Below are 7839 nucleotides of genomic sequence, written 5' to 3'. Positions count from 1 at the left end.
TCGCCGCGTCCCCCCCCCCCCCCCCCCGCCCCCCCCCCCCCCCCCCCCCCCCCCCCCGCCCCCCCCCCCCCCCCCCCCCCCCCCCACGGCCCCAAGTCCCGCTCCTGGAGCATCGATGCGCCGTCTCGTCCCTGCCGTCCTCCTCGTCGTCCTCGCCGCCGGCACGGGCTGCTCGGCCGACGCCACCGCGGAACCACCGGCCGCCCGCCCGACCAAGCCGGTCACCACTCCCAGTACCGAAACTCCCGCGGACCCGGCCCACGTCACCATCTCCTCGATAGGCGTGGCCAGTTCGCTGATGCCGCTGGGGCTCAACAAGGACGGCACCGTCGAGGTCCCGCCGGCGGACCAGGGCATGACGGCCGGCTGGTACACGGGCGCGGCGATCCCGGGAGAGCGCGGTGCCGCGGTGATCATCGGGCACAACGACACGCGCTTCGGCAGGGCCGTCTTCCACGACCTCGGGAAGCTCGCCAAGGGCGCGGACATCGCCGTACGCAACTCCCGCGGCTCCACCGCCCACTTCACCGTCACCGGCACCGAGACGGTCAGCAAGAAGGCCTTTCCCACCGAGAAGGTCTACGGTCCGACGAACGGCCGCGAGCTGCGTCTGATCACCTGCGACGGCGAATTCGACGCGCAGGGCCACCCGGTGGACAACCTCATCGTCTACGCGGCTCTGCGCTGACGGACGACGTCTTGGCCGGGCTCGGAGCCGAGGGCGAAGGCGTCGGCGTCGAGCTCGCCGTCGCACTCGGAGCCGGAGTCTGCGACGGACTTGGACCCGACGTCGTGCTGGGGCTCGTGCTGGGGCTCGGGCTCGTACTCGTACTCGTACTCGGGCTCGGAGCGGGCGGCACGTACGCATCGCCCGTCACCTTCTTCGGCCCGCCCTCCTCCGGCCCGCCCTCCTCCGGCTCGCCCACCGCCGCCAGTGACACCGCCGCCACCGGCGCCAGCACCGGCGAGAAGTACGGGTTGATCCGCAGCGCCTCCGCGAGATGCCTGCGCGCCGGTCCCCGCAGATCCAGCGAACGCTCGATCTCGCCGCGGTGGTATGTGAACAGCGCGCTGCGCAGACCCTCCTCCGTCGCCCGCTTCGCGTACGGCAGCGCGTCCTTCGGCCTGCCCGAACGGAACAGTGCCCAGCCCAGCGCGTCCGCCAGCTGAATGCTCCGCCGCCCGTGGTCCCACTCGCCCTGCAGCCGCCGCACGGCCGCCGCCGGGTCCCCGTGGTCGGCCTCGTACAGACCGAGCACCAGCTCCTCGTTGACGCCGTGCGATCCGGCGCGCGCCGCCGATGTGCGCAGCACCGCGTACTGGGCAGCGGCGTCCCCGTTCAGCCCCAGCGACTCGGACAACTCGCCCGCCTCCAGGGCGTATTCGGGCAGCGGTGCCTTCTCCAGCGCCGACACGTAGTCACGGAACGCCTCGTCCGTACGGCCCAGAGCCGCCAGCGCACGGCCGCGCGAGGCCAGCGCCGGATGGTGGGCGGGTACCAGCTTCAGCGCCAGGTCGTAGTGGCCGACCGCCTCCAGCGGTTCGCCGCGCTCCCAGGACAGATCGCCGAGCCGGTGCAGCGCGGCCGCCTTCTCCGCGGGCCCGCCGGCGCTGCCGACCGCGTCGTGCGCCAGTGCCGCCGCGTCCTCGCGCCAGCCGCGGTTGCGGTAGACCTGGGACGCGCGGCCGAGCGCCTGCGCGCCCGAGTGCAGCTCCAGCATCCGGTCCATCGCCGGGCCGATCGCCTTGTAGTCGCCGAGTCCGGTGTACGCGTCGATCAGCACGGGATACGCCGTCCACCGCTTCGGCCGGAGCTTGGCCGCACGCTCGGCCCAGGTGCGGGCCCAGGTGTAGTCGTGCCGCGCGTTGGCCAGCGCCGCGAGCCCGAGCAGTGCCTCCACATTGCCCTGCTCGCCCGGCAGCACCTCCAGCGAGCGCCGCAGCGCGTGCTCCGCCTTCTGGTAGGAGGCCCAGTCCGCCAGCCGGGTGCCGCGCTCCACATACGCCGACCCGAGCACCGCCCATGACTCCTCGTCCCGCGGATGGGCCGCGAGATGGCGCTCCCGCTCGTCGATGAGCGCGATCAGATCCGTCAGCGCCGCCGGCGCGCCCGCGCCCGCCGCCGCCTGCGCCCGGGCCGCCGCTCCCGCCGCGGGCCGCGGCCCGTGCTCGCCCCAGCCGGGTGCGAGCACGATCACCCCGGTGACCAGCGTCGCGGCGGCCAGCGTGCTGATCGCGGCGTTCTTCACGTGTTCGCTGTTCATGGCGCTCACTGTGCGTCAGCGGGCAGTCAATACGAAGAATGCGCCCGGCCCTGCGATGCGGATCGCAGACGGGTTCACACCGATGGCCCCTGGTGCGAGGCTGGGCTCATGGACGATCTTCTCGAGCGGCTGCGATCCGGCCTGCCTGCCGAAGCCCTGATCACCGACCCGGACGTCACGGCCTCCTACGGACACGACATGGCGAGCTTCTGCGAGGCGGGCACTCCAGCCGTCGTCGTGCTGCCGCGCACGGTCGAGCAGGTGCAGCACGTCATGCGCACCGCGACCGCGCTGCGTGTCCCGGTCGTCCCGCAGGGCGCCCGCACCGGACTGTCCGGCGCCGCCAACGCCTCCGACGGCTGCATCGTCCTGTCGCTGACGAAGATGGACCGGATCCTGGAGATCAGCCCGGTCGACCGGATCGCCGTCGTCGAACCGGGCGTGGTCAACGCCGTGCTGTCCCGCGCGGTCAACGAACACGGGCTCTACTACCCGCCGGACCCGTCCAGCTGGGAGATGTGCACCATCGGCGGGAACATCGGCACCGCGTCCGGCGGACTGTGCTGCGTGAAGTACGGCGTGACCGCGGAGTACGTCCTCGGCCTGGAGGTCGTGCTCGCCGACGGCCGGCTGCTGAACACGGGCCGCCGCACCGCCAAGGGCGTCGCCGGATACGACCTCACACGGCTGTTCGTCGGCTCGGAGGGCAGCCTCGGCATCGTTGTCAAGGCCGTGCTGGCGCTACGGCCGCAGCCGCCCGCGCAGCTGGTGCTCGCGGCGGAGTTCGAATCGGCCGCCGCTGCCTGCGAGGCCGTCTGCGCGATCATGGAGCGCGGCCACACCCCGTCGCTGCTGGAGCTGATGGACCGTACGACCATCCAGGCCGTCAACGCCATGGCGAACATGGGCCTGCCGGGCACCACCGAGGCCCTGCTGCTGGCCGCCTTCGACACCCCGGACCCGGCCGCCGATCTGGCCGCCGTCGGCGAGCTGTGCAGCGCGGCGGGCGCGACCGAGGTCGTCCCTGCCGACACCGTCGCGGAGTCCGAACTCCTGCTGCAGGCGCGCAGGCTGTCGCTCACCGCGCTGGAGACCGTGAAGTCGGCCACGATGATCGACGACGTCTGCGTACCGCGCTCGAAGCTCGGCGCGATGATCGAGGGCACGGCCGCCGTCGCGGAGAAGTACGACCTGACCATCGGCGTCTGCGCGCACGCGGGCGACGGCAACACCCATCCCGTCGTCTGCTTCGACCACTCGGATCCGGACGAATCGCGCCGTGCCCGTGAGTCCTTCGACGAGATCATGGCGCTCGGCCTGGAGCTGGGCGGCACGATCACCGGAGAACACGGTGTCGGCGTGCTCAAGAAGGAGTGGCTGGCACGCGAACTGGGCCCGGTCGGCGTGGAGATGCAGCGCGGCATCAAGCAGACCTTCGACCCGCTCGGCATCCTCAACCCCGGCAAGCTCTTCTGAGCCATTGGCCCTGCTCAAGGCTGGTCCCGGAGCCCTAAGGCGAATGCCCGATGGTCCGCGCACGGCTTCCCCGCATAGCGTGAAAGTACCGATGAAGGAGGAGCCGTGCCGGCACGTCTTGACCACACCATCGTCCACAGCCGCGACCGCTGGGCAGGAGCACGCTTCCTCGCCGAGCTGATCGGCGAGCCGGAGCCCAGGCCTTTCGGCCCGTTCGCAAGCCTGCCGCTGGCGGGCGGCGTCACTCTCGACTACCTCGACGAGCGCCGCGACATCACCTCTCAGCACCTCGCTTTCCTGGTCTCGGAGGAGGAGTTCGACGAGATCTTCGGCCGGATAACCGAGCGTGAACTGCCGTACTGGGCCGATCCGATGCACCAGCAGCCCCAGAAGATCAACCATCACTTCGGCGGCCGCGGCGTCTACGTCGACGATCCGGACGGGCACTCGCTGGAGTTCATCACCCACACGTACGTGATCGAATAACCCGTCGATCAATCCGTCCATCAACCCGGCGATCGACCCCGCGCCGATCAGGCGTCCCCGTTCTGCGACTCGTCCGAGGGCCAAGGGTCCTTCAGCCACAGGTCGTCGGCCGGAGTAGGGGTCAGCAGCTCGGCGAGGCCGTCGTCGATCCCGAGCTGCTCCGTCTCAGAGCCCGGAGGGACCACCCGCAGCGTTCTCTCCAGCCAGGCCGAGACCACCGCGGCGGACGCCTCGAGCAGCGCGTCGCCCTCGGGCGAACTCAGCGCCATCAGCACGACGCTGCGGCCGTTGACCTTGGTCGGCCAGATCCGGACATCGCCGTGGCCGCACGGCCGGAACACCCCCTCGACCAGCAGTTCGCGGGCGAAGGTCCAGTTGACGGGGTGGTCCGAGCCGACGTGAAAGGTGATGTGCACGGCGTACGGGTCGGCCGTGCGGTAGGTCAGCCGGGCCGGGACGGGGATGCTGCGCTCCGGCGACAGCACGAGTTTCAGCTCTGCTTCGCGTTCCACCACGGTGTGCATGACAGTGCTTCCTTCCTTGTACAGGGCCTGTACGGGCCGCCTGGGGCGGGCCCTGCAAGGTGAGAGCGGGGTCGCACGCGGTTATGACGCGACTTTCGGCGATAACTTTCTGTGATCGGGATGTGACCGGATAGTGGTCGTTACACCGGGACCGGCCCAGCGGCGCTCAAGGGTCTGATAGATGTGGACCCTTGAATTGAGGCTCTCGAGGAGATACGGGACCACGGTGATGAGCGCCCCCACCCCGGCCACCGGCGACGGCAGCCCCACGCCCGGCTACTACCCCGATCCGTCCATCCCCGGATATGTCCGGTACTGGAACGGCGCGGCCTGGGTGCCCGGCACGAGCCGTCCAGCGCCCAGGACTGGCGAGGCGATGCCCATCGCGCCAGGACCGGCGGACGCGTCCGCGCAGAGTGCCGCATCGGCCCCTGCCACGCCCGCCGTTGAGGAGACCGGCCCGGTCTTCATCGACGAGGATCCGAGCGACGAGCCGACGCGTCCGGAGCCCGCGACGGCCTGGCAGGCCGACACCGCGCGGCAGACCGGCTTCGGCGGCGACCGCGACAACCGCGTCTCGTGGGGCGGCGCACAGGACCCGCGTACGCCCGACCCGGCAGCCGCTTCCGGTGCTCCCGGTGCGACCGCCGACCCACGGCGAGCCGCAGCTTCGGGCGGGACCGGCGACCCGACGGGCGGCGCGCTGCCCGGCGTACGGTCGATGGGTCCGGCCTCGGACGGCGAGCCGCCGACCGACGGCACCGTGGCGATCCGCGCGATGCGCCGCGGTCTGCCGACACCTACCGGCGCGGGCACCGCCGACCCCGCCGCCGACTCGTCGGCCCGCGGGCCCCAGCCGCCCGCCGACGGCACCGTCACGATCCGCGCCTTGCGCGCCGGGGGCGCTGCGCCTGCCGCCGGGCAGCAGGCCGAAGACCCGTTCTCCGTACGGTCCATGACTCCGGGCGCGTCCGGCGCCCCCGCCGCACCCGCGCAGTCACAGCCGCAGGCTCCGGCCCAGCGCCGTCCGCAGCCCGAGGCTCCTTCTCAGCCGCACCAGCCGCACCAGCCCCAGCAGGCCCAGGTGCCCGCGCAGGCCCAGCAGGCTCCCGTCACCAACGGTCCCGGCGGCGGCTCCGCGTCCTGGGCGCAGCAGGTCCACCGGCTCGCGCAGCCCGGCGAGGCCGAACCGCCCGTCGTGCCGTGGAAGCCGCCGGTCAGCGACCCGTTCCTGCAGGCCGCCCAGGCCCAGGCCGCGGCCCGTCCCGCGGGGCTCGGCAAGCGCCTCGTGGCCCGGCTGATCGACTCCGTGCTGATCGGCGCGCTCGTGGGCGCCGTCGCCGTGCCGGTCCTCTCGCAGGCGCGCGCCCACATCGACGAGAAGATCGAGGCGGCGAAGCAGTCGGGCGAGACGGTCACCGTCTGGCTGGTCGACGGCACCACCGCCGGCCATCTCGGCATCGTCCTCGGCGCTCTGCTGGTCATCGGCGCGCTGTACGAGGCGCTGCCGACCGCGAAGTGGGGCCGCACGCTCGGCAAGAAGCTCTGCGGACTCAAGGTCTGGGACATCGAGTCGCACGAGCCGCCGTCGTTCGGGGCGGCGCTGCGCCGCTGGCTGGTGTACGGAGTGCTCGGTCTGCTCGCCGTCGGCGTGCTCAATGTGCTGTGGTGCCTGTTCGACAGGCCGTGGCGGCAGTGCTGGCACGACAAGGCGGCGCGCACCTTCGTCACCGGCTGATCGGCTGACCGGCTCCGGCAAGGGTTTCGCGCGCCGTTCGGGTTCCCCCGAACGGCGCGCGAACCGTTGCGGGGGCACTCGTGGCGCGGTGCACTGCCCCCATGAGCAACGACGAGCCGCCGCCCGGCCAGCCGCCCGAGGACGACCCCTTCCGGAAGAAGCCGCAGGAGCCCACGCCGCCGCCGGCAGGCGGTCCTCAGGGGCCTCCTGGGGAGCCTCCGCAGGGCCCGCCACCGGGCTCCGGAGGCCCGCCGCCGGGCCCGCCTCCGCCGGGCTCCCCGTACGGCGGTGCGGGTGGGACGCCTCCGCCGTACGACGACCGCGACCCGTACGGCGGTTCGTACGGCGGCGCCGACCCGCTTGCCGGGATGCCGCCACTGGCGAGTTTCGGCAACCGGTTCCTGGCCCGGGTCATCGACGCCCTGATCGTCTTCATCCCGCTGTTCCTGATCTCGCTCGCCTTCGGCGGCTGGGACGTCACCGGCGACGGCGACAGCTGGGACGAGATCACCAAGGAAGTGAACACGGGCCGGCAGTGGCTCTGGTCGCTGCTCTCCCTGATCGGCTACGTCGGCTACGACACGATCATGGTCAAGCGGAACGGTCAGACCCTCGGCAAGCGCTGGATGAAGCTGCGGGTCGCCATGCTCAACGACGGCAGCACCCCCGACACCAGCTCCTCGCTGATGCGCGCCGCCGTGCTGTGGGTGCCCGCACTCGTCTGCTGCTTCTGCATCTGGTGGCTCGTCATCATCATCACGATCGTGAGCGACAAGCCGTACAAACAGGGTCTGCACGACAAGGCGGGCAAGACGGTGGTGGTGTCAACGGCGCAGTGAGTGCTCGCTGACCCGGGTCTCGGCACCGACGTGAGCGCGGGCCGCGGGCACCCTGGCGGACAGCTCGGAGGCGGCAGCGTGGTCCCTGCGGACCGTGCGGGCCGCCTCTGCCGTCCTGGCCGCCCGCGCCGCGTTCCTGCTCAACGGCATGGCAACCGCCACCAGTAGACCGAGCGCCATCGACGCGACGCCGATGGCGGCGACTCCGATGCCCTCGGTGGTGCGGGTGAACAGCAGGAGGGCGAGGGTCGAGAAGACGACGGTGGCCGAACCGTAGGCGAGCTGTGCGGCAGTCGGACGCGGCATGACGGTATCCGTCCTCGGGACGTCGGGGTGTGTCTCTCAGCGCGGTGCCACTGTCAAGTGACTCTACGACGGTGGATGCCCGGGAGGAACCAGACGTAAGCGTGACCTAACCCACGGTGCCGAGGCATGGGGGGCGCACGGAGTCATTCGCCCAACCAACTGTCCGGATCAATGCGCCTGTTGTCCGGTCTCCTCCTCGTCCGGAT

Annotated in this window: 8 protein-coding genes; 5 read left to right on the top strand and 3 right to left on the bottom strand. The window is 71.9% G+C overall.

The annotated features are described in order from the left end of the window. Positions 1-115: 115 nt before the first annotated feature. Positions 116-688 carry a class F sortase gene (locus ACH4YL_RS22885; protein WP_398509259.1) on the top strand — a complete coding sequence of 191 codons (573 nt, stop codon included), beginning with the start codon at positions 116-118 and terminating at the stop codon, positions 686-688. On the opposite strand, the gene ACH4YL_RS22880 is transcribed toward ACH4YL_RS22885, so the two are convergent. Then, a complete protein-coding gene (locus ACH4YL_RS22880) occupies positions 663-2264 on the bottom strand; it encodes a hypothetical protein (protein WP_398509258.1) in 1602 nt (533 codons plus the stop codon). The two genes, ACH4YL_RS22885 and ACH4YL_RS22880, sit on opposite strands and share 26 nt — an antisense overlap. A 108-nt stretch (positions 2265-2372) precedes the next feature. On the opposite strand from ACH4YL_RS22880, the gene ACH4YL_RS22875 reads away from it, so the two are divergent. Both ACH4YL_RS22875 and ACH4YL_RS22870 read left to right on the top strand, forming a co-directional pair. After that, positions 2373-3740, top strand: a complete 1368-nt coding sequence (locus ACH4YL_RS22875) for an FAD-binding oxidoreductase (RefSeq protein WP_398509257.1) — start codon at positions 2373-2375, stop codon at positions 3738-3740. Positions 3741-3845: 105 nt separating this feature from the next. Further along, positions 3846-4226: a VOC family protein gene (locus tag ACH4YL_RS22870; RefSeq protein WP_398509256.1), complete on the top strand. Its 381-nt coding sequence runs from the start codon at positions 3846-3848 to the stop codon at positions 4224-4226. Between the two features lie 47 nt (positions 4227-4273). Here ACH4YL_RS22870 and ACH4YL_RS22865 read toward each other — a convergent pair whose 3' ends face one another. Continuing rightward, entirely contained in the window at positions 4274-4750 is a 477-nt protein-coding gene (locus tag ACH4YL_RS22865) for an SsgA family sporulation/cell division regulator (protein ID WP_398509255.1), read from the bottom strand. A gap of 229 nt (positions 4751-4979) precedes the next feature. On the opposite strand from ACH4YL_RS22865, the gene ACH4YL_RS22860 reads away from it, so the two are divergent. Together ACH4YL_RS22860 and ACH4YL_RS22855 are read left to right on the top strand one after the other, a co-directional pair. After that, on the top strand, positions 4980-6488 hold the full coding sequence (locus ACH4YL_RS22860) for an RDD family protein (protein WP_398509254.1): 1509 nt from the start codon (positions 4980-4982) through the stop codon (positions 6486-6488). A gap of 101 nt (positions 6489-6589) precedes the next feature. Beyond that, entirely contained in the window at positions 6590-7327 is a 738-nt protein-coding gene (locus ACH4YL_RS22855; protein WP_398509253.1) for an RDD family protein, read from the top strand. Here ACH4YL_RS22855 and ACH4YL_RS22850 read toward each other — a convergent pair. Then, entirely contained in the window at positions 7313-7633 is a 321-nt protein-coding gene (locus ACH4YL_RS22850) for a hypothetical protein (protein ID WP_398509252.1), read from the bottom strand. The genes ACH4YL_RS22855 and ACH4YL_RS22850 overlap by 15 nt on opposite strands. Between the last annotated feature and the right edge of the window lie 206 nt (positions 7634-7839).

This window comes from Streptomyces sp. NPDC020681, from assembly GCF_044334895.1.
In the GTDB taxonomy this organism is placed as follows: domain Bacteria; phylum Actinomycetota; class Actinomycetes; order Streptomycetales; family Streptomycetaceae; genus Streptomyces.
The sequence above is the reverse complement of the archived record's forward strand: the minus strand, read 5'-3'. Positions and strand labels throughout refer to the sequence as shown.

Excerpts from the sequence above, each read along its gene's own strand:
- ACH4YL_RS22865 (WP_398509255.1), bottom strand. The coding sequence starts at position 4,750 with ATGCACACCGTGGTGGAACGCGAAGCAGAGCTGAAACTCGTGCTGTCG.
- ACH4YL_RS22875 (WP_398509257.1), top strand. The coding sequence starts at position 2,373 with ATGGACGATCTTCTCGAGCGGCTGCGATCCGGCCTGCCTGCCGAAGCC.
- ACH4YL_RS22860 (WP_398509254.1), top strand. The coding sequence starts at position 4,980 with ATGAGCGCCCCCACCCCGGCCACCGGCGACGGCAGCCCCACGCCCGGC.
- ACH4YL_RS22885 (WP_398509259.1), top strand. The coding sequence starts at position 116 with ATGCGCCGTCTCGTCCCTGCCGTCCTCCTCGTCGTCCTCGCCGCCGGC.
- ACH4YL_RS22880 (WP_398509258.1), bottom strand. The coding sequence starts at position 2,264 with ATGAACAGCGAACACGTGAAGAACGCCGCGATCAGCACGCTGGCCGCC.
- ACH4YL_RS22850 (WP_398509252.1), bottom strand. The coding sequence starts at position 7,633 with ATGCCGCGTCCGACTGCCGCACAGCTCGCCTACGGTTCGGCCACCGTC.
- ACH4YL_RS22855 (WP_398509253.1), top strand. The coding sequence starts at position 6,590 with ATGAGCAACGACGAGCCGCCGCCCGGCCAGCCGCCCGAGGACGACCCC.